28 protein-coding genes are annotated in these 25,162 nt (G+C 44.6%); 12 read left to right on the top strand and 16 right to left on the bottom strand.

What is annotated here, in order from left to right:
- Position 1: 1 nt before the first annotated feature.
- Positions 2–910, bottom strand: coding sequence for an L-threonate dehydrogenase (gene ltnD / locus R7O12_RS03555; RefSeq protein ID WP_005375356.1), 909 nt, complete (start codon positions 908–910; stop codon positions 2–4).
- 274 nt (positions 911–1,184) lie between these two features.
- Here ltnD and R7O12_RS03550 point away from each other — a divergent pair, with 274 nt between their 5' ends.
- Positions 1,185–1,943 carry a DeoR/GlpR family DNA-binding transcription regulator gene (locus R7O12_RS03550; protein WP_005375354.1) on the top strand — a complete coding sequence of 253 codons (759 nt, stop codon included), beginning with the start codon at positions 1,185–1,187 and terminating at the stop codon, positions 1,941–1,943.
- Positions 1,944–2,121: 178 nt separating this feature from the next.
- Here the strand turns inward: R7O12_RS03550 and R7O12_RS03545 are convergent, their stop codons facing one another.
- The 6 genes from R7O12_RS03545 to ppiC form a co-directional block, all read right to left on the bottom strand.
- Positions 2,122–3,876, bottom strand: coding sequence for an ABC transporter permease subunit (locus tag R7O12_RS03545; protein WP_411913077.1), 1,755 nt, complete (start codon positions 3,874–3,876; stop codon positions 2,122–2,124).
- 4 nt (positions 3,877–3,880) lie between these two features.
- Entirely contained in the window at positions 3,881–5,395 is a 1,515-nt protein-coding gene (locus tag R7O12_RS03540) for an ABC transporter substrate-binding protein (protein WP_025768505.1), read from the bottom strand.
- The gene (locus tag R7O12_RS03535) at positions 5,385–6,233 is read right to left on the bottom strand and encodes a dipeptide/oligopeptide/nickel ABC transporter ATP-binding protein (protein WP_318103650.1); all 849 of its coding nucleotides are present in this window, start codon (positions 6,231–6,233) and stop codon (positions 5,385–5,387) included. The genes R7O12_RS03540 and R7O12_RS03535 overlap by 11 nt, the downstream gene beginning before the upstream one ends.
- 20 nt (positions 6,234–6,253) lie before the next feature.
- Positions 6,254–7,015: an ATP-binding cassette domain-containing protein gene (locus tag R7O12_RS03530; RefSeq protein WP_225491761.1), complete on the bottom strand. Its 762-nt coding sequence runs from the start codon at positions 7,013–7,015 to the stop codon at positions 6,254–6,256.
- Positions 7,016–7,186: 171 nt separating this feature from the next.
- Complete coding sequence (locus R7O12_RS03525; protein ID WP_225491762.1) at positions 7,187–8,491, bottom strand: MATE family efflux transporter; 1,305 nt, start codon at positions 8,489–8,491, stop codon at positions 7,187–7,189.
- A 343-nt stretch (positions 8,492–8,834) separates the two neighbouring features.
- Positions 8,835–9,176 carry a peptidylprolyl isomerase PpiC gene (gene ppiC / locus R7O12_RS03520; protein WP_081007916.1) on the bottom strand — a complete coding sequence of 114 codons (342 nt, stop codon included), beginning with the start codon at positions 9,174–9,176 and terminating at the stop codon, positions 8,835–8,837.
- A 215-nt stretch (positions 9,177–9,391) separates the two neighbouring features.
- Between ppiC and R7O12_RS03515 the strand changes: the two genes are divergently transcribed.
- Entirely contained in the window at positions 9,392–10,306 is a 915-nt protein-coding gene (locus R7O12_RS03515; RefSeq protein ID WP_005385059.1) for a chemotaxis protein, read from the top strand.
- Positions 10,307–10,386: 80 nt separating this feature from the next.
- Here R7O12_RS03515 and R7O12_RS03510 read toward each other — a convergent pair whose 3' ends face one another.
- The 4 genes from R7O12_RS03510 to hutW all read right to left on the bottom strand — a co-directional run bounded on the left by R7O12_RS03510 (position 10,387) and on the right by hutW (position 13,514).
- The gene (locus R7O12_RS03510) at positions 10,387–10,923 is read right to left on the bottom strand and encodes an ATP:cob(I)alamin adenosyltransferase (RefSeq protein ID WP_005375333.1); all 537 of its coding nucleotides are present in this window, start codon (positions 10,921–10,923) and stop codon (positions 10,387–10,389) included.
- 97 nt (positions 10,924–11,020) lie between these two features.
- On the bottom strand, positions 11,021–11,551 hold the full coding sequence (gene hutZ, locus R7O12_RS03505) for a heme utilization protein HutZ (RefSeq protein ID WP_017635270.1): 531 nt from the start codon (positions 11,549–11,551) through the stop codon (positions 11,021–11,023).
- A gap of 56 nt (positions 11,552–11,607) precedes the next feature.
- Entirely contained in the window at positions 11,608–12,111 is a 504-nt protein-coding gene (gene hutX, locus R7O12_RS03500; protein WP_005385051.1) for a heme utilization cystosolic carrier protein HutX, read from the bottom strand.
- 32 nt (positions 12,112–12,143) lie between these two features.
- A complete protein-coding gene (hutW, locus tag R7O12_RS03495; protein WP_318125620.1) occupies positions 12,144–13,514 on the bottom strand; it encodes a heme anaerobic degradation radical SAM methyltransferase ChuW/HutW in 1,371 nt (456 codons plus the stop codon).
- Positions 13,515–13,674: 160 nt separating this feature from the next.
- Here hutW and R7O12_RS03490 point away from each other — a divergent pair, with 160 nt between their 5' ends.
- Genes R7O12_RS03490 through R7O12_RS03465 form a run of 6 tightly spaced genes read left to right on the top strand, consistent with a single transcriptional unit; the run spans position 13,675 to position 18,256 of the window.
- A complete protein-coding gene (locus tag R7O12_RS03490; protein WP_104980097.1) occupies positions 13,675–14,421 on the top strand; it encodes an energy transducer TonB in 747 nt (248 codons plus the stop codon).
- Positions 14,421–15,119, top strand: coding sequence for a MotA/TolQ/ExbB proton channel family protein (locus tag R7O12_RS03485; RefSeq protein WP_005375324.1), 699 nt, complete (start codon positions 14,421–14,423; stop codon positions 15,117–15,119). The genes R7O12_RS03490 and R7O12_RS03485 overlap by 1 nt, the downstream gene beginning before the upstream one ends.
- Positions 15,116–15,529, top strand: coding sequence for an ExbD/TolR family protein (locus tag R7O12_RS03480; protein WP_005375322.1), 414 nt, complete (start codon positions 15,116–15,118; stop codon positions 15,527–15,529). The genes R7O12_RS03485 and R7O12_RS03480 overlap by 4 nt, the downstream gene beginning before the upstream one ends.
- 28 nt (positions 15,530–15,557) lie before the next feature.
- The gene (locus R7O12_RS03475; RefSeq protein WP_005375320.1) at positions 15,558–16,427 is read left to right on the top strand and encodes a hemin ABC transporter substrate-binding protein; all 870 of its coding nucleotides are present in this window, start codon (positions 15,558–15,560) and stop codon (positions 16,425–16,427) included.
- Positions 16,428–16,436: 9 nt separating this feature from the next.
- A complete protein-coding gene (locus R7O12_RS03470; protein WP_053350537.1) occupies positions 16,437–17,474 on the top strand; it encodes a FecCD family ABC transporter permease in 1,038 nt (345 codons plus the stop codon).
- A complete protein-coding gene (locus tag R7O12_RS03465) occupies positions 17,474–18,256 on the top strand; it encodes a heme ABC transporter ATP-binding protein (RefSeq protein WP_318103654.1) in 783 nt (260 codons plus the stop codon). The genes R7O12_RS03470 and R7O12_RS03465 overlap by 1 nt, the downstream gene beginning before the upstream one ends.
- 112 nt (positions 18,257–18,368) lie before the next feature.
- Here R7O12_RS03465 and R7O12_RS03460 read toward each other — a convergent pair whose 3' ends face one another.
- The gene (locus R7O12_RS03460; RefSeq protein WP_005385033.1) at positions 18,369–18,830 is read right to left on the bottom strand and encodes a TetR/AcrR family transcriptional regulator; all 462 of its coding nucleotides are present in this window, start codon (positions 18,828–18,830) and stop codon (positions 18,369–18,371) included.
- Positions 18,831–19,437: 607 nt separating this feature from the next.
- On the opposite strand from R7O12_RS03460, the gene R7O12_RS03455 reads away from it, so the two are divergent.
- Entirely contained in the window at positions 19,438–19,737 is a 300-nt protein-coding gene (locus R7O12_RS03455) for a YfcZ/YiiS family protein (RefSeq protein ID WP_005375307.1), read from the top strand.
- A gap of 88 nt (positions 19,738–19,825) precedes the next feature.
- Here the strand turns inward: R7O12_RS03455 and R7O12_RS03450 are convergent, their stop codons facing one another.
- Positions 19,826–20,098: a YnjH family protein gene (locus tag R7O12_RS03450; RefSeq protein ID WP_005375306.1), complete on the bottom strand. Its 273-nt coding sequence runs from the start codon at positions 20,096–20,098 to the stop codon at positions 19,826–19,828.
- 319 nt (positions 20,099–20,417) lie between these two features.
- Here R7O12_RS03450 and R7O12_RS03445 point away from each other — a divergent pair, with 319 nt between their 5' ends.
- Positions 20,418–21,017, top strand: a complete 600-nt coding sequence (locus tag R7O12_RS03445) for a hypothetical protein (RefSeq protein WP_318125619.1) — start codon at positions 20,418–20,420, stop codon at positions 21,015–21,017.
- A 73-nt stretch (positions 21,018–21,090) separates the two neighbouring features.
- Here R7O12_RS03445 and R7O12_RS03440 read toward each other — a convergent pair whose 3' ends face one another.
- Positions 21,091–22,200, bottom strand: coding sequence for a 1-acyl-sn-glycerol-3-phosphate acyltransferase (locus R7O12_RS03440; protein ID WP_005375304.1), 1,110 nt, complete (start codon positions 22,198–22,200; stop codon positions 21,091–21,093).
- Between the two features lie 191 nt (positions 22,201–22,391).
- Here R7O12_RS03440 and R7O12_RS03435 point away from each other — a divergent pair, with 191 nt between their 5' ends.
- Positions 22,392–23,000, top strand: coding sequence for a hypothetical protein (locus tag R7O12_RS03435; protein ID WP_005375302.1), 609 nt, complete (start codon positions 22,392–22,394; stop codon positions 22,998–23,000).
- Positions 23,001–23,109: 109 nt separating this feature from the next.
- On the opposite strand, the gene R7O12_RS03430 is transcribed toward R7O12_RS03435, so the two are convergent.
- Positions 23,110–23,592, bottom strand: a complete 483-nt coding sequence (locus R7O12_RS03430) for a hypothetical protein (RefSeq protein WP_005375301.1) — start codon at positions 23,590–23,592, stop codon at positions 23,110–23,112.
- A 14-nt stretch (positions 23,593–23,606) separates the two neighbouring features.
- On the bottom strand, positions 23,607–24,140 hold the full coding sequence (locus tag R7O12_RS03425; RefSeq protein WP_005375300.1) for a nicotinate-nicotinamide nucleotide adenylyltransferase: 534 nt from the start codon (positions 24,138–24,140) through the stop codon (positions 23,607–23,609).
- Positions 24,141–24,318: 178 nt separating this feature from the next.
- On the opposite strand from R7O12_RS03425, the gene nadE reads away from it, so the two are divergent.
- A complete protein-coding gene (gene nadE / locus R7O12_RS03420; protein WP_005375299.1) occupies positions 24,319–25,149 on the top strand; it encodes an ammonia-dependent NAD(+) synthetase in 831 nt (276 codons plus the stop codon).
- Positions 25,150–25,162 lie beyond the last annotated feature (13 nt).

The following is a 25,162-nucleotide window of genomic DNA, read 5'->3' as shown; positions in this document are numbered from 1 at the left end:
CTTACTTCTGTTTGTTTTCTACACCTGGAAGCTCAATACCATCAAAAATCTTGATAACGGCACTGTCGTCCTCCTGGCCAAAACCAGCATTGCTTGCACTCAAAAACATGTTTAGTGCTGTGCTTGATAGAGGAAGTGGAAATTTGAGATCTTTTGCTGTGTCCGATACGAGGTTTAAATCTTTCACAAAGATGTCGACCATAGATTTAGGGGAGTAATCACCATCAACTACATGCTTCATGCGGTTCTCAAACATCCAAGAGTTACCCGCTGCATTCGTCACCACGTCGTACATCAGGTCAAGAGGAATGTTTGCACGTGCCGCTAATGCCATTGCTTCAGCACCAGCTGCGATATGAACACCTGCTAACAATTGGTGGATAATCTTCACAGTTGCGCCTAGGCCAATCGCTTCACCGATGTTGTAGACTTTAGCTGCCGTTGCGTTGAGTACTGGTTCAAGTGCATCAAATGTGCTTTGCGCTCCCGACGCCATAATAGTCATCTCACCTAATTCTGCTTTTGCAGCACCACCAGATACCGGTGCATCAAGCATCACAAGATTGTGTTCTGCCAATTTCGCTTCAATTTGTTTTGCGTCTTCTGCTGAGATGGTTGCTGAAACCATTACTGGCGTATTCGGCTTAAGCGCTGTAGCAAGACCGGTTTTGAACAAGACCGTGTTAACTTGAGCTGCGTTCACAACAAGAACTAGAACCGAATCAAGCTTATCTGCAAACTCAACTGCATTTGTAGAAACAGCTTTTGCACCGAATGAACCTAACTCTTCAAGCGCTTGAGAATTTAAATCGAAACCATAGACATCGAGGCCTGCACGCACACATGACTTTGCGGCGCCCATTCCCATAGAGCCTAAACCGATAACACCTACAGATTGAACTTCACTCATAAAAACAATGCCTTCTGGTCTATTAAACTTTGTTAATTCTTGTTTGGTTGATGTGATTATATGTGAAGATTAATACTAAGACCTCGCTTTGAATCACATTTTTTCACACAAATTAACAATATCGTGATATATACCTCTTTATGGGCAGAGATAATCCGAGCAGTTAACACAAGCGAAGGCTGTTCTTACAACGTTGAGAACATAATTCACAGATATTCACAACAAATGAAAAGATTGGTAGGATACTGAAAAACAAGAATATAGAAGTGAAACTATGATCCCAGCAGAACGTCAAAGAACCATATTATCCCTGTTATCACATCAAGAAGTGTTAAGCATTTCAGATTTAACCGACCACCTTGGCGTATCACATATGACCATTCGTCGTGATATCGTGAAGCTTGAATCCTCAGGTAAAGTCGTTTCTGTTTCTGGTGGAGTGCAACTCGCTCAAGCTCTACATTCCGAACTTTCCCATGATGCGAAGGTCGAGCAACAAGCGGATGAAAAAATTCAAATTGGTAAGCTGGCGGCTACGTTAATTGGTCAAGACGCTACGATTTACTTGGATGCGGGAACAACCTCTCTAGAAATCGCCCATCAAATAGCAAATCGTAATGATCTTTTAGTGATCACCAATGACTTCTCTATTGCTGCTTTCCTTATGACGCACAGTGAATGTGAGCTTTACCACACTGGGGGAAAAATTGACCGCGAGAACCAATCCACCATTGGAGGAAAAGTCGCAGAGTTCTTGAATGGGCTAAATATTGATATCGCCTTTATTTCGACTTCATCTTGGAGCTTGAAAGGCTTATCAACACCTAATGAAAATAAAGTTCTCGTTAAAAAAGCAATCATCAAGGCGGCACAAACCAATTATCTGATCTCAGACTCAACTAAATACGGTCAGATAGCGAGCTTTCATGCATTAGACATCGAGCAATTGGACGGAATTATTACCGATCGAAACCTATCCGAAGTGGTCACTCAAGAATTAACGGATAAAGGATTACGTGTGTATAAAGAGTAACACTACCTAAACATCTGAGTTAGCGTAACTTTTATACTCGTTAATTTATAGGTGCTTCCAATATACATAGACCGTGCTGTGTACTTTCTGGCAGAAAACACATCCTTTTGTTTTCTAAATTACCAAATTACTGATTACATCTGGGATATGGAAGCTCACTTCACTTTATCGCTGCTCGTCACTTGTCATCAAAAATCAAATTCACCGCAATTGCCATCAAAACTAAGCCTGAGATTGGTAGCAAGACACCCAATGGTGAGCGCTCTATGTAAGGCAAGTTTTCAGCAATCAATAAGCCCCACTCAGGTTCTGGCGGCTTAACGCCAAGTCCGATAAAACTCAGAGAAGTCAGGCTGAGCGTAATGTAAGGCAAACGCAGAAACGCATGACGAATCAATGGCGGCAGCACATAAGGCAACAAGTAGTAACGGAGTACTCGCCACTGACTGGTTCCCCAAATGGGCGCAAGATGCGTGTAAGGCTGCGCTTTGGCTTCCATCAACAAACTTGCACAGTGCGCCGCTAATGGTGCCCATGACACCATAACAATCGCAATCAAGGCACTGTTTGGGTTCATCCCCGTTAGACCAGCAATCAGCAGACCCGCCACAATGTATGGCACACCTTTGGTGATCTCAATTAAGCCTTGGCTATAACGAGTCACGAAGCCGAGCAACAAACCAATCACCAAACTTAGGAACGTTGCGATGATGCCCATTTTGATTGTCGACATCATACCGCCGCCAACGCGAGCAAGCAGATCTCGCCCGACCGCATCGGCACCAAACGGTGCTGCTAAGCTTGGCGATTCAAGGCGGGTAAATTGGATAGTGTAAGGATCGCGCATTAACGCCCATCCCGCACAACCAATCAGCAAGGCAAAGATTGTCGCACTGACAATACGTTTGGTGGTGCTTTGGGTAAAACGGAACGTGCTGTGACTGCTGATCAGCTTGCCACTTGTGACACTGTGCCCGAGTAACCAACGTTGCAATAAGATGCTCGCACTGCTGATCAACATCGAGAACACCAGCAACACCAACAAGCCACCTTGCAGCATCGGCAGATCTTGTGACTTCGCCGCGCCTAAAATTAGTCGTCCGATACCTGGAATGGAGAACACCTGTTCCACAGCAACCGCACCGCCGGTTAAACCAATCACCGTCATTGCGATTTGAGGAATCAAGTTACTAACGGCACGCCACAAGGCAAAGCGTAAGATTTGAAACTGACTGACGTTCGCCGATAACCAAGTGATCACCCAAGGCTCATCTAGTACACGCTTGAGGCTGTCATTGAGCAAGCGCCCGAACAAGCCAGCAGCAGGCAATGCCATTGCCAAACTGGGTAGCCAGAGGTTTTGCACACCTTGCCAACCATAAGGCGGGAACCAGCCCAACCAGATGGAAAACACCATGATCAGCAACGAAGCAATCACGTATTCAGGCAATGAAACCAACACCGAACTGAGCGTGTCATGATGTTTGTCTAAACGATTCTGTTGCCAACGACGCACAGTGTAAAGCACGCTCGCCATGCACATTACAAATGCCATACCTAACGCTGTAAGCATCAGTAATAGCGACGTTTTTGCGGTTTGTTGAACGCTCTCCATGACAGACGCCCCGCTCACCCAAGAGACACCTAAGTCTCCTTGCATGGCAAGCGTCAACCAATCCCACATTCGCTCAGCAGCGCTGCGGTCAAGTTGAAGATCTTCTCGAATAGCTTGCAGAGCTTCTGCCGTCAGCAATTGTTGAGCACCCGCACGGGCACGGAGGATTGATTGGCTTGGGTCGATACCTGCAATATCCGGCATCAAACCCACCAACACAACCACTACCCCGAGCGACAGGAAGCGCGACAAAAAACGCGTAAACCATTCAGGCATACAAGCGCTCCAACGAGAGCGCATGTTGGCAACAGACGACATCGAGTTAGTTCACCTCAGTAAACTGGTCGATCAGGCGACGCTCACGTGGGTCACGTTGTGCGTTCTTCACGCGGTCACTCTCACCTTGGATTACACGCTCGTGAAGCAGTGGAATCACAGCGTATTGTTCAAGGATTTTGCTTTCTGCTTCGATGATCGCTTGTTGGCGTTTCTCACCCAACGGCTGACGATCAGCGTGTTTCAATGCTGCGTCCACTTCTTCAGAGCAGAACTGACCTAGGTTGTAAGAACCTTTACAGCTAAAGTCACTTTGCATGTACGCCACTGGGTCACCAGAATCCAGCACCGTTGCACGTGACAACAAGAACGCATCGAACTTACCTGCTAGAGCATCGTTTTCGATTTGTGCATATTCACGAACGTCTAGTTCAACCACAAAGCCAGCCGCTTCAAGTTGTTGCTTTAGCAGCACCGCTACTTCTGGCAACTCAGCACGGTCGGTAAACGTACCAATGGTGATCTTCTCCCCATTCGCGTGGCGCATTTCCATGGTTTCCATACGAGGGTTCGCGTCACGAATTGGTTGAGCCCATGCCAATGCTGGACCTAACAGACCTTTCGCTGAATCGGCGTGGTTCTCGTAAACCGTTTTGATGATTTGCTCACGGTTAACCGCTTGAGCCGCTGCTTTACGCAAACCGAACTGGCTAAACACATCTGATTTATTGTTTAGGTAAAGCGTGTTGGTACGCGGCATTGCGACTTCGTGCAGCTGTGAAGATTCCATCATCGCGATTTGCGAAACAGGAACGGCTTCCACTACATCCGCCTCACCAGTACGCAGTGCTGCAGCACGAGCAAAACCGTTTGGTACGTATTCAGCAAAGATACTGTCTACTTTTGCTTTTTCACCCCAGTAACCGTCAAAACGCTTCAGTTTTGCGCTGGTTGTCCCGTTGATTTCTGTCAGAACGAATGGGCCCGTACCTGCTTTGATTGGCACAACACGACCGTTTTCTTGATATGCAGCACCAGAAAGGATCGCTAGCTGTGGGCTAGAAAGACGGCTTGGCAACAGTGGATCGTTAAAGGTCGTTTTGATTTCAACAGTGAAGTCGTCCAATGCGCGAACTTGCCATTCGATACCGTCCAAGATGCGTGGTTTAGGTGCGGCATCTAATGCTTTTTGTAGAGAGTTCACAACCGCGTTGGCATCAAGCTCAGAACCATCGTGGAATTTCACGCCTTTACGTACCTTAAATTGCCACGTCATTGGGTCAACTTGTTCCCACTCTGTTGCCAGCATAGGCTCTGCTACCGACTGATCGTTTAGGTTCACTAGCGTTTCTGCCGTGCTCCAACGTGACAGTTTGAACGCGTCATCTGAAAGTGGTGACAAACCTGTGCGTGGTGGTTGCATCATGGCAACGCGAATTTCCGTTGCTTGCGGTGCAGCTGCTTTTTCCGCTTCTGGCTTGCTTTCGCCAGAGTCAAAACAACCGGTCAGCAGTGCGCTTAAAGCCAGCGACAAAGCTAACTTGGGAGTACTAAGGTGCATAAGAAACCTCTCCAATGGTTTTTGTGAATTCATTACTTTTGTGTTGAGCGCTCATCAAGGCTCTCGTGATCAAGTGTGATGGGTTATTTGTCACGTTTTGTGCCGTGCCGTGCTCGACAACGCGTCCTTTGTCTAACACTAGGATTTCATCGCATAGGGTTTGTGCCGCATCGAGGTCATGTGTCACCAAAATCAGGCGCATCTGACGACTCTTTTGAATGCCTGCCAACAAGTCGAGAATCTGTTTACGACTGACGGGGTCTAGGCTGCTGGTTGGCTCATCGGCAACCAACACACAAGGCTCAACAATTAAAGCTCTGGCGATAGCCACACGTTGCGCTTGCCCAACTGATAGTTGCTGCGGGTTACGATCCAGCAATGTGAGATCCAAACCGACATCCGCCAAGACCTTTTCCACCTTCTCGTTAAGTTCTTGCGTTAAACCAATGTTGCTCAAAGGCTCCAGTAAGATCTGGCGAACGGTGTAATAAGGATTCAAGCTCGATTGCGGCTCTTGCGGAATCAATTGAATGTGCTGACACAACTCTTGGCGCTGCTTAGCCGAGCTACGCGATAGCGGATAACCACACACATACACTTCACCAGATGTGGGTTTACGAAGACCGAATAGAAGCTCAATCAAGGTCGATTTACCCGCACCAGAAGGACCAACAATCGCAATGTTCTGTGTATCAATGGCAAGATCCAATTGTTCGAGCGCCTTAAACGGTTTGCCCCCTAACCAACTTGATTTGGAGTAATAGTGAACACTGGCTTGCGCAAAGCGAACTTCCGCCGATTTAGGCTGCATGTGCCCGCTCAAGTTGTGCTTAGTCAAAATAGGCTCCAGAGATGAGGTTAAGGCAGCAGTTGCGCAAGTTGTTGACAGAAAGGATGCGAACTTTGCTGAATGGCTTGCCATGGTGCGCCATAAGCCACCATGGTGTTGTCCGCAATCACCAAGACTTTGTCACACGCCAAAGCCGCAGATAGATCGTGCGTGATCAACAAACCACTGATGTTGCGTTGCTGAACACTGCTGCGGAACAACTCAAGGATCTCCGCTTCGGTGATTGGATCGAGCGCACTGGTGGGCTCATCTGCGATGATCAAGTTGGCACTACCAAGCAACGCAATCGCAATACAAATACGCTGACGCTGACCACCAGATAACTGGCTTGGATGCTGCGCTAATGCTGCTTTTGGATCCGTAAATCCGAGTTGAGACAACAAGGTCGTCACCGTTTCTCGGTTTGCTGAAGACAAGCGTGTTTTGTTGCCTGTCCATGCCAAACACAGTTGTTGCTCGACAGAGGCCAATGGATTCAGTGCTTTAAGTGCATCTTGGAAAATGACCGCGGGGCGCTGCGGTTGACTACGTTGCAGTATGGCAGTTTGTGCGACTTCACTGCTGTTAAGCTGGATACTTCCGTCGACCCAAATATCAGACGGCAAAAAACCTGCGACGGCTTTCGACAACATGGATTTACCAATGCCGGAAGGTCCCATAATGGCAAGAACTTCACCTTGAAACAGCTCAAAAGAAATGTCTTTGAAGAGTGTGCGTTCTGAGTCTGTAAGGCTGAGATTATTAACGGAGAGTATTGGTTGAGAAATCACGGCATAAACTAAATGTAATAATATAACATCACAGATAATATCATGCGGGTTAAAGCAAGGAAACCAGTCGGAAAGGTTATTTCATCACCTTTTTCAGATTTATCAGCAAGGGCAGATGGCTCCACCCTTGTTTTAAGAACATCTAAATTAGGTCGTTTGTGACAGTGTGAATTAAAGACACTTTTGTTTAACTTGACCGAGGTATGGGAACAAGAAGACAAAACGCCCAACGTAGAACAAAGTGAATGCCAGCCACAAACCGTGATTGCCCCAATATTGCACCGCAATAAATTGGGTCACTAAGAACAACACCATGGTTAGAAAGGTAGAGTTACGCACTGGTCGCGTCGTCCCTGTACCGGTAAAGATGCCGTAAAACGTAAGACCAAAACCAGCAACCAACGGGAATGCCAATAACCAAGGGCTCATGTCTAGATACAGCTCAACAAGGTTTGGCAAAGTGGTAAATAACGACACCACTTGATGTTTGAACAGCACCAGCAGCAAGGTCAAGACAACAACGAACGCCGCGGTCCATTGCGTGTTTAGCTTAATCACGTTATCAAGCAATGTAGGATTCTTCTGCCCTACGGCTTTACCTGCGAAGACGCTCGACGCATTCGCCACACCGTCGAACATGTAGCTGACGATAAAGGTCACTTGCATCAAGATTGCGTTCGCAGCGAGCACATCAGAGCCTAGCTGAGAGCCCACACGCGCCATCATGTTGAAGAACACCAATAGACACACTGTTCGAAGCAACAGATCCATATTGGAAGACGCGATAACTTTGAGATCTTTACGCGTCATTTTTGCTGTTTGAATGTAATCAAACAGCGGGAAGCGACAAGTTTTCAGCACCAGTACCGCACCAATAACAAACGTCGAGATTTGCGCGATAAGTGTCGCCACCGCAACACCAGCAATGCCCATATCGAAGTACAACACAAAGACGATATCCAGCACGATGTTCAGCACGTTACCAAACACTTGCGTGAGCAAGGTTTCTTTGGCTTTCGCCTGCCCCATCAGCCAACCAATCACGGTGTAGTTCAGCAGTACAAACGGTGCACCAAAGATCATGATATCGAAGTAAATCTTCGCGTTTTCGGCCACGACTGCATCAGGGGAGATAATCAGCTCTGCCCCCATCCAAATCACGGACTGCAACGCAATGAAAATCAAGCCAAGGCAAAGCGAAAGCACGAAAGGACGAAATAAGCTGCTCGCTTGATCTTCTGGGCTATTTTTACCTAATGCGATTGCACTTTGCCCCGTAGTACTTACGCGGAAAAAGCCAAACAACCAATACAAGGTGTTCATGATGACGGTGCCGATCGCCACACCACCAATCATCTCAGCCACACCGAGTTTACCGATCACCGCGGTGTCCACCGCCCCCAACAATGGTTGGGTAACAGTAGAAACAATGAAAGGAAATGCGATTTTAAAATAGTCTTTATGAGTCAGGGACATCTTAAATTATGAACGGGGTTAATTTTTATAAGGTCGCTATCATATGCGAATGGCGCCCGAACATGAACCAAAGTTCGCCAGCAAGGAATAGCATTGATAATTGATACAACCAGCAAACGTATTCTCATACCAAAGCTTGAAATAGGATAACGACTTATGAGAAAAGCCAAGTTAACTGCATATAAATGAGTTTCTAGTTTGGAAAGATTAGCGTTTGGTGGAGCATGGCAAATCAGAATGTATCTGCCATGTCATAACGGTAGTGATTGGTGAAAAGAGACCGTACAGATGATATTTAATGCTTGTGGGTTTCATCTGACAATGTTTAGGTCGATACCAAGCCTTATGTTCTGTAAAGCACCTTCACAACATGCCAACCGAACTTGGTTTTAACTAAATGCGGCGTTAACACTTCGCCAGAAAAGCACACTTTGTCGAATTGAGGTACCATTTGACCACGGCGGAATTCACCAAGGTCACCACCGCGTTTGCCTGACGGGCAAGTTGAATACTTCTTCGCTAATGTCTGAAACTTTGCGCCTTTTTTCAGTTGCTTGATTATGTCTTCCGCTTGCTCTTTGTGCTTCACAAGAATATGTAATGCGGCTGCTGTATTTGCCATTGTTCTATCTCTCACTATTCTGGTCGCGCAAGTGTACCCAATCCTTTTTAACAGACCAAACATTTCTTAATAATAGCTCAGCGGTAAAGGCCCCAATACACGAGGAATATAAAATCGTCTACATAATGAGTTTAAAATACAAACAAGTTTTGCTCAGTTAATCACTATGTCTCTAAAAGATTGTCTAAAAAGCTCACATTTGTCTCTCCGATGGTTGAAGCCTTCGTCTGATAATATTAGATTAGACACAATTCGGTGGTGTTTATAAGGTTATTTTCATGGCAAAAGTCGTTAGCAAAGCGAATCAATCTCAGGGCATGTTGATGTTTAAGCTCACCCTGCAACAGAGTTTCGCTATCGGTACGCTAAAAGTCCGTGAAATCGTCCCGTACATGCCAACGACAAAGATCCCTTACTCGCATCATCACGTCATTGGAACCGTTACGATACGTAACTTAACAGTACCAGTGATCGATATGTCAGCGGCTGTTGGCTTTCGTCCTATTAGTGAAGAAGAATATAAAAGCTGCTACTTGATCGTGACAGATTGCTTGCGAACCGTGGTTGCGTTTATGGTTCGTAGTATAGAGAAGATCATTGAGTGCGATTGGAAAGCTATTGAAACACCACCTCCGAGCGCTGGAAAAAATATTTTCGTGACTGGAATTACTCGCTACGAGGACAAAACTGTTCAAATGCTGGATGTGGAGCTGCTACTTTCCAAAATTTATCCGCAGTACGAGAATTCAAAGATCCCAATGCTGACAGATATTGAGCGAGAACGCCTAAAAGCACTCAGTATTCTATTGGTGGATGACTCTTCCATCGCTCGTAAACAGCTGTGTGACGCACTCGATAGCATCAATATTGGGTATCAAATCTGTAAAAATGGTTTAGATGCATTGGAACTGATGAAAAGTGACGCTGCGGCTCATCGCCCAATTGATATTCTGGTCAGCGATATTGAAATGCCCGGATTAGACGGTTATGAATTAGCATTTGAAGTTCAGAATAATTCCTCTCTGAACCATTCATACCGCATTTTACATACATCGTTATCGAGCGAAATCTGTGTAGACAGAGCTCACCAAGTTGGCGCGCATGAGGCACTTGAGAAATTCAATGCAGGAGAACTAATCGAAGCGATGCTTCGCGGAGCAAAAGAGCTAGAAGCCAAAGCTATGACTTCTTAACTCTTATTGGACGAGTTGATTTGAGAATATAATGCAGTACTTGTCCTATCCCTGATGCTCACATCCGCTAATTTCTCAGCTCACTTCTTTGGCATCGCGTAACTACGAGAAACGAATTCCGTCTCTTTGACTTGGTGAGCATGATTAATATAAGAAGCTAGGCTGTAAAGTACATTCGCTAATAAGTTCGCGTAACGAAACAAAATAGGTGCGGGCTGCTTCTTACCTGTATGTTCAACGGCAACTAATGCTCGTACCGTTTTTTTCGCTTGGCAACGGCACAAATGCAATTGACTGGCTGCCGGGTGTCCTCCGGGTAGAACAAAGCCTTTGAAGCCACCATCAATGCGTTGCTTGAGCAAAGCATAATCGGCCTTTAACTCTTCAACTTCCGTCTCTGTAATCGCTAATTTTCCGCGAACCGAACCATTTAGATGATAAACATTAGGCTGCATTCTTGTCAGTATATCGCGGCTAAACTCGTCCAACTCCATAGCGAGAACAAGGCCAATACGACTACAAAGTTCATCTGCTGTAATTTCAAAGTCACAAACCGGACTGTCCTCGTAAATAAACGGATAGCAAATCTCGCTCAATTCCTTGCTTACAGGTTTCATGCTTTTGTTCCAATATAAAAAAGGGAGTCAGTATAACCTAACTCCCTTTAAACGTTCATTATGCCAAATGATCGACATTCATATGATCGGTTTACAATCAGGCACTTTCGACTTTCTTGTGACCTTCTTGAAGGTGAACAAAATCTACTAAATCATCACCAGACACTTGATACGCCTGACCAAAACCTTTAACAAATAGCCCCGATTCTGGCTTTAAGTTAAACAAAACGAAATCCTCTAGCTGGCTTAGACCATCAATAATCTCACCAAAACGCTCTTTCATTTGTTCAACAACTTGTTGCCACATCTCTGTGTCTCGCTCAACTACATTTGCTACCGCATCAAAAGTTAAGCGCTTACGAGCAAACAGCTGCTTTGAAGACTCTTCATCTTCGATCATCATCAATGAAACATTTGGATTTTCTAAAAGGTTACGGGCATGACGAGCGATTTTAGAAATGAGAACGAAATAACCTTCCTGGTTTTGGACATAAGGCGCGTAGCTTACATTCGGGCGACCTTCTGCATCGACAGTTGCAAGCTGAAGTGTACGGCGCTCCTGACGAAACTCTTTGATCTCTGGCCCTAAACGACCTTGCAAACGCTCTTGTTTAACTTGTTGATCCATATTGATACCTGACTTTACTAATTAGTATTCGAGTTAAGCCTCGATTATGTTTGTGATTACTTTTTTAATTCGGCTTGTAGGGCGCGAAATGCGGTTACTTGTTCTTCAATCAACTCGCGCTTTTCGTTACGGCCTAAATAAACCTTGAAAATATTGCTTCCGCACTCCGAGAAAAAACCAAAATAGTGACTCTCTCTACCCATAAACGGTTTACTGACTAATGCGACATTTTTAACGTTATCTAATTTAAGGTGGCCGTGCAGTTCACCTTCTCTACCCATTAAATTGTAATAGCCACGCGCCACTTTTCCTTTTGGAAACGGCGCTTTAACTTCAAAGATAGAACCAAAAGAGTGGACGATGGTCGTCACCGGGCCAAAACCAACCAAACTTTCTAGGATGCTTTGCGCTTGCTCTCCTGGTGCAATAGCCACCATTTCCTGAGGTAGAGCCGCAACAACCTCAAACTCGGAAATGCCAAGACGCTCTGCCATCGCAGCTGGCAATAATTGTGGTTCTTGCTCTAGTAATACTTCAACTTGTTGCTTGATTGATTCCATTGTGTCTTCCGTTTTTGTTCAATTTGTTTTCATTAATTATTGGATGCTTTCGGTACGGTTTCGTGCATCTCTGACGTGAGTACCTGAATACAACTTTGAGCCAGTGACACTGCCCAGAAGCTGCCTGCAAGAGTAAGGACTGCGCTACGTTCATGTAGTTGTACTAAGCCTTTCGCTTGCCACACTTTAAATAGAGGCAATAAAAACCCGAACGCGTCCTCTCCCATAAATGATGGAAGTTGATTTGCTTGAACAATGCCACGGTCAAACGCAGATTTGAGTGCAGAAAAAAGTGGTTCTAGAGGGCTTTGCTTCATCATCATCGCGATGGTGCTTTGACCTTCTTTGACCGCTTTAATATAGGTCTCTAGTGTGCGGTGTTGCATCATCCCGTAGCCACCGATATTACCTCCAGCACCACAGCCAATTGGCAATACCTCTGCATAAGTCTTGGCTAAACTATTGTATAAACTACGCTCGCGGTTATCGATTGCCCAATGGTTCACACTCAGTTGCTTCATATGGTGTTTGGCCATAAAGTTCACACCGAGCTCATACATTCCCGCTTTTTCTGGTGTGGTCGCAGGTGGCGGGATTTTTCCCTTTTCTACGAGGTTGAGCATGGGAGCTGACCCACCAACCACTAACTGATACAAGTCCAGTCCGTGTGCGCCAGTCGAGAGGAAATCATTTAAATCTTGCTCTAACACTTCTTTGGTTTGATAAGGTAAGCCATAGAGTAAATCGATAATGACCGGAATTTTGTCTTCTTTGGCGATCTCGCTCACCCGTTTGAGGACATCTTCTCTATCATCTAAACGTTTTGCGCTGCGGCGCACTTGTGTATTAAAACTTTGCACACCAAAAGAGAAACGATTAAACCCACCGTCTAAAGCGCCTTGATACAACTCATCAGAAAAACGATTGATGCGACCTTCTAAGGTGATTTCGCAGTCTGCGGCCAAAGGAAAGTGGTCTCGGATAGCCTGGCCTAACACACGAACCTGTATTGGAGATAAATCCGTTGGCGTTCCGCCCCCGATATATACGGCGTGAAAAATACCATTTTGTGTCCAAGGTAATGCCGCTTTCTCTCTAAGCTCCTGCATTAATGCTTCAAAGTACTCATCAACCAGTGTGCGACTTGCAGCATTTTGAAAGAAGTTACAAAAAGTGCAACGAACGCGACAAAACGGAACATGAATATAAAGACAGCGCTTATTGGTCGCTTTAATTGAGTTAGCCGTAATACTCGAAAAAATCGCCTGTTGTTGAGACGAGGGCACAGGTACGCTCGCTCCCCCGGCATGTGCAGAATGCTTCTTAACAAAAGCAAATCGCAATGGATCAGGACTATCACTGCCCAACACTGATTCATCAAGCTTATCGATATCGACGCTCATATATACTCGCTTAACTCCCATCATGTAAGGGATGGAAGCTGATCTTAAAAATTCTGCAAGAATCATAATTTGAGCGTAATGATAATGCAATTGATAATTGATCTTATTTCCATTGTAAGTAATAATCTGCCCAAGTTTTCATAGTTTCCCGAGATATTCCGTGAACGTACAAAGATATGTCATTGCAGGAGGTGCTTCCCTTGCCATCCATGCCGCACTTCTTTTTGTTTCTCAAGAGACAAAGGTGTTCGCGATGCCGGCTGGAAACCCAGCAAGTTCGGTAAGTCTAAATCTTGTGTCTGCTCCTCCCGCTGTCGAAAAATCTACACCAGAAAATGTAGCGCCACCAAAAGAGCAGCAGCCTCAAGACCAACCTGAACCAGAAAAGAAGATTGTAAAAAAACAGGTCGTCAAGAAAGACGCTGTTAAGAAGAAGGTAGTAGAGAAAAAACCTGAACCGGTTAAACAATCTAAACCTAAAGCGGTCGAGCCCACCAAAACCGTAACAAAGCAAAAGGTTCAGCCCGAAGCGAAACCAAAGAAAAAAACGGAACCAGTGAAGAAAGAGACGGTAGCTCAACAATCCGCACCTGCGAGCCAATCCAAAGGGGCAACGTCTCAGCCTGTCTTGGTCGACAAACCAACGTTTGTGAGTCAACCAACACAACCCCGTTACCCAAGATCTGCACAGAGACGCGGTATTGAGGGTGTAGCCTTGTATGAGATATGGCTAGATGAGAATGGTCACCAGATTAAACAGGTTTTGATTGAGTCTTCCGGCACAGAGTCGCTAGATGCCTCAGCACTTCGTGCGATCAAACAGTGGCAATTTACACCACATATTTCAGGTGGGCTAAAAGTCGCTCACCGAGTACAAGTACCTGTTCGTTTTAAGTTGGATGGATAATGGAACAACTACAAGAATTACAAACTCAATTTGGGCTGATGACATGGCCTTTGATCATTTGCTCAGCTCTAACGGTGATGATCATCGCCGAGCGATTATTCCATGTGTTAATTAGCCTTGGTGTAGGAAAGCGAGCCATTCGCCAAAAGCTCACAGGATTAGACCCAACAAATGGGAGCGAGCTTGAAGCACTTGCTGAAGAGTTGTCGAATAAGCGGCCGCTTCTGTACCGTGGTGTTGCGATGTTGCTTGCTCATCATTCTTTCTCGAAATCTTTAAGAGAGGATGCCGCAGGTATTTGGCTGCAAGAAAAACGCCATCAGCTGCATTCCGGCCTTCGTTTGCTGACGCTGATTGGCGTCATCAGCCCTTTAATTGGCTTGCTTGGTACGGTACTTGGCTTAATTGACATGTTTAAAGGCATCGCGGTTTCAACGGGGAATATCACTCCGAATGATTTGGCTGACGGCCTAGGTCTTGCTATGCGCACCACTGCCGCGGGTCTCATTATCGCACTTCCTGCCATTTCAGGAGCGCAGATCATTGGTTTGTGGGCGGATCGTGTAATCGCCAAGCTTGAGCACACTTTAAACTACGTCAACTTATGGCTTGAAGGTATCTCGTTACAGCATGTCTCGCCAGACCACTCAAAAGTAACACTGCGCTCTTCTGAGAAGATTGAGGCAGCAACTAAATGATTAAAACACCACAAGAAAATAGTCGTAACGGTTTAACCCCCGATTTAACACCGCTGTTAGACATCATTTTTATCGTCATGGTTTTCCTGATGTTAACCGCAGCGGTCAAACTCGATTCATTAGACGTCAATTTACCGAGCACAGAATCTCAGGCTGTTGCAGATGTCGATAAGCAATCCATCACGGTAAATATTCTTAAAGACGAGCCTTACTGGGCTATTAACGGCAAGACATATATCGATTGGGACAACTTTACCCTCGCGCTGTTAGAAGAGAGTAAGTCAAGCGATAAACCGATTGTAATTGGAGCAGAAAAAACCGCGAATATTCAGTCGCTAGTACAACTTCTCGGCTTTTTACAAGAAAACGGAATTCAAGCAACTCAGTTACTCACTGAAGAGCCATCATAAAAATAAGTAAGATAGAGATCCTTTCAAAATGAAGAACACACGCATCACTATTCATGCTGTTGTCACGGCAGCTATTTCCCTACTTGCGAGTAGTCAACTTTTTGCCAATGAAACGCCATCCTCAGAGCGCGTTGTTAGCGCAGGCAGCGCCGTCACTGAACTCTTGCTTGAACTCGACGCTAAAGATAGCTTGGTTGCTATCGACGTCACCAGTCAATTACCAAAAGGAATGGAACTGCCTAAAGTGGGCTACCATCGTCGTCTTTCAGCGGAGGGGTTGCTCGCCTTACGTCCGACAAAAGTCATTGGTTCTGATGAGATGGGGCCGAAAACAACATTGAGCCAATTGAAATCGGCTGGCGTAGATGTAGAAATCGTTAATACTGATGCAAATGTCGAGGGCCTTTATCAACGTATTGATCAAATTGCGAACCTTATGGATCGCAAAGCTCAAGCTGAAAGCTTAAAGCAAGATGTCCAGGCGCAAGTACAAGCACTCAATGCAAACCAACCTGATCAAGCGAAGAAAAAGAAAGTGCTCTTTCTGCTGATCCATGAAGGGCGACCTGCAAATGTTGCGGGCTCACAAACGACACCCGATGCAATTATTCAACTCGCCGGCGGACAAAACCCAGCCGCTACACAACTCTCGTCTTACAAGCCTCTATCCACAGAAGCGATGGTAGAGATGCAGCCTGACGTGATTCTTGTTAGTGGTCGCAGCTATGAAACGTTGGGTGGTGCCGATGCAATTTTAAAAGCAATGCCGCTTCTTGCTGCAACACCCGCTGGAAAGAACAAAGACATCATAACGATTGATGGCCATGCTCTGGTAGGTGGTTTGGGCCTTAAAAGCCTTGCAGAAGCTAAACGCTTGAATGCACTGCTTTACCCATAGAGACATGACATGTTGTTAAGACGCATCCCCCTTTCAACGACGTTATCAGTGCTTAGTGGATTTTTAGCATTTATTGCTATCGCCTCTATTACCGTTGGCCCAATGAACATTAGCTTTGCTGACAGTTTGCGTAGCCTAACGGGAGGCAGTTCTGATCTCGCTCCTCACATTCAGTTGGTCATTAACGAAATCCGATTGCCTCGCACCATTTTGTGTATGTTCATCGGCGCCATTTTGGCAATTTGTGGTGTGGTTATGCAGGGCTTGTTCCGTAACCCATTAGCCGAGCCAGGTATCATTGGTGTGTCTGCTGGCGCTGCTCTTGGTGGTGCATTCGCTATTGTTGTATTTGCTGAATTTAGCCAAAACTATCCGCAACTAATGAACTTAGCGGCTCTGCCTCTTTTTGCTTTCCTTGGCGGTGCACTAACGACTATTCTCGTTTATAAACTCGGCACAAGTAAGTTTGGTACCTCAGTTACAATTATGTTGTTAGCCGGCGTTGCCATCAGTGCGCTCTCGGGTGCTGCGATTGGCTACATGAACTTTATCGCAGATGATCAGATGCTGCGAGATTTGACGCTTTGGTCGATGGGCTCATTAGCTGGTGCAAATTGGTCAGGGATTGCTCTATCTGCTATAACACTCGTCATCCTATTGCTCTGGTTTCAGAAGAAGTCGATGGCGCTGAATGCTCTGTTGTTAGGGGAATCAGAAGCAAGACACTTAGGAGTTCCGGTTCAAAAACTCAAACGTCAGCTTATTTTACTTTCTGCACTGGGTGTTGGTATTACGGTGAGCATCAGTGGTGCAATTGGCTTTATTGGGCTCGTGATTCCTCACTTAGGGCGCATGCTCGCTGGGCCTGACCATCGAACGCTATTACCAATATCTGCCTTAATGGGAGCACTGCTTCTTACTGCCGCAGATATGTTTGCTCGTGTTGCCGTGGCACCAGCTGAATTACCAGTTGGAATCGTGACCGCATTAATTGGCGCGCCCTTTTTCATCTACTTATTGTTCCAGCAAAAAGGGAAGATTTTGTAATGAACCAGATCGTTTTATCGGGGAAAAACATTTCGATGACGTATGGCAACCGTGTGGTGCTCGATGACATCAACATTGATATCCGAGCTGGTGAAGTGACCGCCCTACTCGGCCCCAATGGCGCAGGTAAAAGTACTTTGCTCAAGCTTCTATGCGGTGAGATCTCTTCGAATCATCACATCACCTACTTCGGTAAACAAAAGCATGATTGGGAGCCTGAAAAAAGCGCCAAACATATTGCAATGCTCCCGCAGCACAGCACCTTAACCTTCCCATTTCTAGCCAGAGAAGTAGTAGAGCTGGGGGCAATACCGCTATCACTATCCAATAAAGAAACCACTAAACTGGCTTTACATTACATGGAACAAACCGACGTATTGCATTTAGCAGAAAGCCTGTACCCGTCTTTATCTGGTGGAGAAAAGCAACGACTGCATCTAGCACGAGTGATGACACAACTACATCAATCTGGCGAAAAACGAATCTTAATGCTTGATGAACCTACCTCAGCGTTGGATCTCGCCCATCAACACAACACGTTAAAAATTGCTCGTGAAACGGCAAAAGCACAGAACGCTGCGGTGGTTGTGGTGTTACATGACTTGAATCTAGCCTCTCAGTACGCAGACCGCCTTGTACTCTTGCATAACGGGAAACTAGTTTGTGATGACACGCCATGGAATGCACTAACGTCAGAGCTCATTGAGCAAGTTTATGGCTATCGCTCTATTGTGACAAAACATCCGACGCTAGACTTCCCTCAAGTGCATGCCGCAGCATAAAGCGTATCTCCTCTAAGCCGTCTCGAAAACACTTTGATACGACAAAGGCCCGCAATATGAGAGTTGCGGGCCTTTGCTTTTATATTGGCAGAATTTGGGGCTTTAAAGGCTATTACTTGCTCATTTGGATCAATGATCGACCAATCAACCACTCAAGCTCTTTGTCACCACCCGCACCAAACTGGCTTTCAACCATTTTGTATAAGCGATCAATACCATTAGCAGCAAATTCTTGCGCATTTTCAGCGGTGACAATGTGATGGAATAGCAGTCGTAAAATCGCGAGAAACTCAGCATCTTCCAGCGCTTTAATCCAACTTTGTGAAAATGCATTTAATCCTTTATCAAACTCTAAGTGTTCAATAAACATTTTAAAGATACGGCCATCCAGTGCGGCGGTGAAGTCCGTTTTCTTAGGGAAGTGATGGCTAATACCGGTACGCGATATACCTGTCTGCTGGCTTAGCGTCGTGTACGACATTTTGTCGTAACCTAATCTGAGTAGCTGATCAATAACGGCATCCATGATCTTTTGGATAGTGATTTCGGTATCTTCTTTACTACGCTTTGGCATATTTTAAGCTCTTCTCTTTGTAAATCCATCTAACTCACTATTAAATGAGGCCAGAATGAAATCATTCTTAGCATTATACCCGGCTCGCCGATGCGGTTCGATTAGCGAAAACCTAGAAATCAGGTTGCTAAGCGCTGCACTTGAAAGCGCTTTGGGTATATGTATTGCGACTATTTAATATCATGTCGAGTTCCAAACCATAACGTCTTTACACTGCGTAATGTGTAATTTTCAGTTATGTTTTTGTCAATACATGCTACTCAAAATAAGGCGAAAAGTTAGTCTCATCAAAACCTTGCGCCAATTATTCATCGAAACTATTCAAAGACCAAGAATGATAATTATTAAAAATAATCAATCAAGAAATAGTCTTATAAATTAACCATTAGTTCAACTGGACTGAGCAAAATCTCGTCACTATGTTCGTTAATTGATTTTAAATGTTGATATATATCACATTAACGTTCTTGATGATTTAGTAATCCAATCTTTAACCCTTACTTAACAAGTGCCTATTCTGTTCCTTTTTTACGCAAAAGTCGTCATTTTTGTAGATACAGATCAAATACCTGATAGAATACCCTTAGTATTTACAAGAGGATTCGTTATGAGTGTCGAATTAGAAAAAAACCAAGTATGTGAGGCCTGCGGCTGTGCTGGCGAGATAGGCTTTATCATCAAAGAAGGTGACGAAGTTGCCGACGTAACGGTTTTCGCACAGACAAAAACAGAGCTAGAGTCTGAACTACAAAAATACATCGAGCTCGCTAAATCAGTATGTGCTGATGTTGAATACAATGTTTCAGAAATAACCGAAGAATCGAACCAAGCGACGGCTCGATTCAAATTTGAAGTAAGTGCTGAAAAACTTATCTTTGAATTAAAAACTCGCTCACTCGCGCGTTAATGAAAAAAGCGAGCATGATGCTCGCTTTTTATTTTTCCAATCTCTTAATCTTAAACCGCTCTAAATGAAACAGACAACTTCGGCGCGTTTATTTATCTTTTTTGAACACGACCCACTTTAACGAGCCATTGGTTTCAAAATCGTTCTCAGCGGTACACATCAGTAATACGCCTTCAACATTAATCACGGCCCCTGTGGTGTAGGCTTTATCATCGTAGTAACAGATACGCTGACCTACCTTACCGTCAGCAACTATTAGCGCTTTGTTTTCTGGTGTACTGTATGATTTAGCAAAAACGGAACCCGACAGCAGTACTGCAAAAACACCAGCGGTAAAAATAGATACACTTTTTAACTTCATGAAAATCTCCCTCAAACCTCAATAATACTAACAAGGACCCTTGTGAAGTTCTTGGAAGAATCTCATATTATTCAAATATCTACTGATATTTTTCTCACCTCTACACTTGGGTCTGCTTCACATTCAATCATTTAATTTATCTCATTTTAGTAAGCTTGAAGTTACTTAGCGCAGTAAAGAAGCGCACACTTTTAGCGTGCATCTCTAATTTGAATATTTAAGTTATGAATCAAAAACTGTAAGCAAAAAATGCATAATAGGTTTATTTAAGTATAAGATAAGCACCTGTTGATCTCGGTATTTAACTAAATCTTTGACTATGCGTTTTGTTTCCCTATGCCTTACTTCAATCCTGCTCTGCTCGTCTCCTTTGGCATATGAGCTAGATTACTATTCTAAGTTTGGTCACATCGATAATTACGGCAATCTTGACCTTAGAAACAAGCCTTACACCCAACTACCCTCTGGCCTAGTGGTAAAGGGCAACTTAAACATCTCACAAACCCCTATCAAAACCTTGCCTAAAGGGCTTGATGTTGAAGGCAGTCTGGAAGCAACTAACAGCGCACTCAAAGTTATTCGCTCAGGAACAAAGATAAAAGGCTATGCAAACCTACTAGGTAGTAAGATCGAAAACTGGCCTAAAGGCATCAAACTAGGCGGTTACCTAAATCTGACAGATACACCGCTAAAAGCGCTTCCAGTTAAACTTCGAGTAAAAGGTGATCTAAGTGTTATTCGCACTCCCATTTCTGATCTTCCTGAAGGATTAGTGGTTGATGGTAATCTCTATATTGGAGGATCAGCGCTGAAAGTATTTCCAGACACAATGACGGTGAAAGGGAATATCTATTTAGGTGGTAACAGGATCACAAAATGGCCCAGCAATTTAACCCTTGGTGGTGCCGTCGCACCTTAAAGAGCAGATAAACAAAAGCCCCGGCAGACCGAGGCTTTAAGGCATTCTGAATCAACGAGTTCAGTGACGAAGATTACTCTTGGTTATTCACAGGATTAGCATAGCTCGCCACCAAATAAGGTCTTGCGCCTTCAGGTAGCTGATCCAACTTATCCGCGAGATGACGCTTAACCGCTTCCGTAATGATGCTCGAATCTTCATGCCCAGCAGCTAACAAGTTGATTGGGTACAACTTGTAGTTGTTGTGAATTTGGCGGTCGATTTCACCAGCAAGAGATTCCGGCGTTTCAAACTCTTGCTCAATCACATCACCAAACGCAACATGTACACGGCCTTTATAGCCAACGATACCTTGAATGATGCTTTCGATATCTTCAAATTCGCCTTTTTCATAGCGGCCATTTTCTGCTTTTTCGTACAGCTCTTTTGCTTTGGCAATGTCACATGGATCATTTTCATAGGCAATCGAGACAGGAACGATTTTCAGAGAACGCGTGTACTCACCAAAGCTGATCTTTTGTTTACGACCTTCAACATGGAACATTTTTAAAATCGCAGGATCAGTAAAGTCGTTTCCATCTTTAGCACGGCCTTCCTTTTGGGCAATCCAAATTGAATTGCCAGTATCAAGCGAATGTTTGATATAGCTTGACAGTTGTCCCAATGCTTTCATCATTTCTCTAGGCGCTTTAGCAGAGCGCTTAACGATGAAGCTCTTATTGAGTCGCATCAATTCTGTCGCACATGGCTTCTTCAGCAGGTTATCGCCAATCGCTATACGAACTGTACGGTGCCCACTTTGGTACAAGCCATAGTTTACGAGCGCAGGGTCCATCGCAATATCACGGTGGTTAGAAACGAATAGGTATGACGTGTTTTTATCCAGCTTATCCAAACCAGAAAAAGTGACGCCATCCGTTGTCTTATTCAATGTATCTTTCAGATACTTCTTCACTTCAATCTGAATTGCTTCGACAGAATCAAGCTTGCTCCACTTGGCTTTCAGGTAGATGCGCAGGATCGGGCTCATTAGCGTTTTGAACCACGCTGCTTTATTAGCAAAGCGATGTTCTAGGATAGCAGTGATAAATTCATCATCTTGGATTAGACGATCCAGCGCTGCTGGAATTTCTTCGTCGTTGTAAGGACGAATTTCAATATAAGGATCGATATTGGCTGTCATTGTTCATTACATATCAAAAAAAGCTGGCACATTTTACGCATAGTTTTGCTGACAAGCAGCATTTCAACCCATACTTTTAACATGGTCATACCAGTTAAGCCACCATTTATCATGCTAAAAAATTCTCTCAGCAGGTTGGAATCGTATGGGTTTAACGTTACCCTTAGCGCCAAAAAACACTGGTACTCATAATGAACTACGCAATTGAATTTCACGACGCTAAATACCCCTTTCTTGATGTAGCTGCGCGTAAAAAAGCACTGAAGCACAGTCTACTATCTGTCATCGAAGGGTTAGCCGTCATTAAATTGGGTAAGCAGGAGTATGCCATTGAACCAGGCCAATATTTTTGGATTCCTCAAGGATGTTTGAGCTCCCTCACCTTTTTACCTAATTCTCGTGTATATCGTTGTGATTTTTCTGTGCGTTTAAATGACGACTTCTCACAACAGGCGGGCTTTGTGAAGCCTTCACCGCTACTAAAAGCGCTCGTCGAGAAGCTAGCAACAACTGCCGAACGCTCGGATCTGCAAACCGATCTACTGACAGTAGTAAGACATGAAGTATTGACGCTGTCTCCTAAACTAGCGCACTCAACGTTAACGAGAACCATCAATCAATGGACTCCTGGCTGTGACATGAATATTTCTAAAGAGCTTTGCTTGGTACTAACACTACGTGAAGCAAGAAAAATGAAACTGTCGGGGAAGAAGGAAGAGCAAATTGTTGACTCTCTTTTTGCTGGTAACACCGAAGAATATGAACAGCTTTGCTTTTTAGTCTTTGGAGAAGCGCTATAACTTGCTCTTCAACAAGCTACGTCTTCAGCATTACGGACACAGAAAGTAGATTAAAACAAAAAGGGCGTACATTGATAATGTACGCCCTTTTTTCATTTGCTTGAGATGTCTAGAAAGGTACTTCTATCTGCATCATCCAGTCAGCGTCATAATATTCGTGCCAACGATAATCAAACCGCATTCTTGGCTGTCCGTCTGATTTATCACCAAAACCAACGCTGAACATCAACCCGTGACTACGAAGCCACTCTTCTGTATCCATTTTACTCTCTTCGTCTCGGAGCTCTTCCGGCATCCAAAAACCAAGACCAAAGTAATTCTTTTCTAAGTTTTGAGTTAGAAGTGGGGTCTCTTCCGGCTTAATCGCCCACTCCTCCCAATAGTTTTCTGTTGGTCCTTCAAGCTTCGCTTCCGCTGCATACCAAATCAACGCTTCAGTACTTAACACACCGATGGAATCTAAAATTTCTTCACAGATTGGAAGAGTGTTATCTTCAAACACCACGGAACGATCAGAAAAATAGTTACACGCGGAATGAGCTTGTGTCACCACAAGCAGCGCACATGCACTAAATAAAACGACTCTGACCATGAAAATCTGACCTCTCAGTTCCCAGACAATGTTTCTCTGTATAAGCCTTTACTAAGTAATAAATCACGTACGGAAGGTGTTGTATAGGCACCGATCTCTTCACCCTCGGCCAATGCTTTGCGAATATCTGTGCTTCTGACTTTTACTTTTTCAGGACATGCCATAACAGTCCAACGTTCCGTAATCTCTTCAGCTCTACTAAATTTAGCAAATTTGAAGAAATTATCAGGACCAATGACAAAAGTTATATCGGCAGTTGGGTAGATTTCTTGAATTTTTTCTAACAACGCATAGGTCGTCACACTTTGTCCAGGTTGGTATAAAGCTTGCTCTGCATCAGAACGCTGAACATTAGAAAGCCCCATATCCTTGATGAACGCGTCAACCATTTTGCACCGAGTTGGGTAATCAAGCATGTTCTTGCCCCAAGCGTGTGCAATGCTTGGCTCAAGTAGCACAAGATCAAAGTGGCTCAAAGACTCAATAACACTTTTATGCCCTAAACTAGGTGGGTTAAATGCACTACCAAAAATGGCGATTTTTTTCATATCCGGTGATTACCTGGTTGAAGAGAGTTTTCTAATCTGATGATTTCGGTATGATACTACTAATCTTTACAGCTTTTGACCCTAAAGTCGCGTTTAATGAGCCTCAACTGTATGGTTTATCACCATTTGAGCAAATGTGCTTTAGAGTCTGAAATATTTGCAGGAAAAGGAACCCTAAATGGAACAATCCATCCGTGACGAAATGCGCGTACTCCCTTCAATTGATCCGCATTTTGAAATTGAACGCCGTGTCGCTTTTATTAAGCGTAAATTGCAAGAAGCGGGCTGTAAGTCTCTTGTTCTTGGCATCAGCGGTGGCGTTGACTCAACGACATGTGGTCGTTTAGCTCAGTTGGCTGTAGACCAACTAAACGAAGAAGCGGGCAACAATAGCTACCAATTTATCGCAGTTCGCCTGCCTTACGGGGAGCAAAAAGATGAAGATGAGGCTCAGCTCGCTCTGTCTTTTATCCAGCCAACCCATTCTGTATCGGTGAACATCAAAGCAGGTGTTGACGGGCTTCATTCGGCTTCTCACGTTGCATTAGAAGGCACAGATCTTCTACCAACTGATGCAGCAAAAGTCGACTTCGTAAAAGGCAATGTAAAAGCGCGGGCTCGCATGGTTGCTCAATACGAGATCGCGGGCTACGTAGGCGGCCTTGTTCTTGGTACTGATCACTCAGCAGAAAACATCACTGGTTTCTACACTAAATTTGGTGATGGCGCTTGTGACATGGCACCATTGTTCGGATTAAGTAAGCGCCAAGTTCGTGAAGTAGCTGCTACATTGGGTGCACCTGAGCAACTAGTGAAGAAAGTGCCAACAGCAGACTTAGAAGAGCTTGCTCCACAAAAAGCAGATGAAGATGCGCTAAGCCTAACTTACGAGCAAATCGACGACTTCTTAGAGGGCAAACCTGTTCCACAGCAAGTGAGTGACCGTCTGGTAGCGATTTACAAAGCAACGCAGCACAAACGCCAGCCAATCCCGACGATTTACGACTAAGCGATATTTTCAG

Source organism: Vibrio sp. Vb1574 (assembly GCF_033338675.1).
The sequence above is the reverse complement of the archived record's forward strand: the minus strand, read 5'-3'. Positions and strand labels throughout refer to the sequence as shown.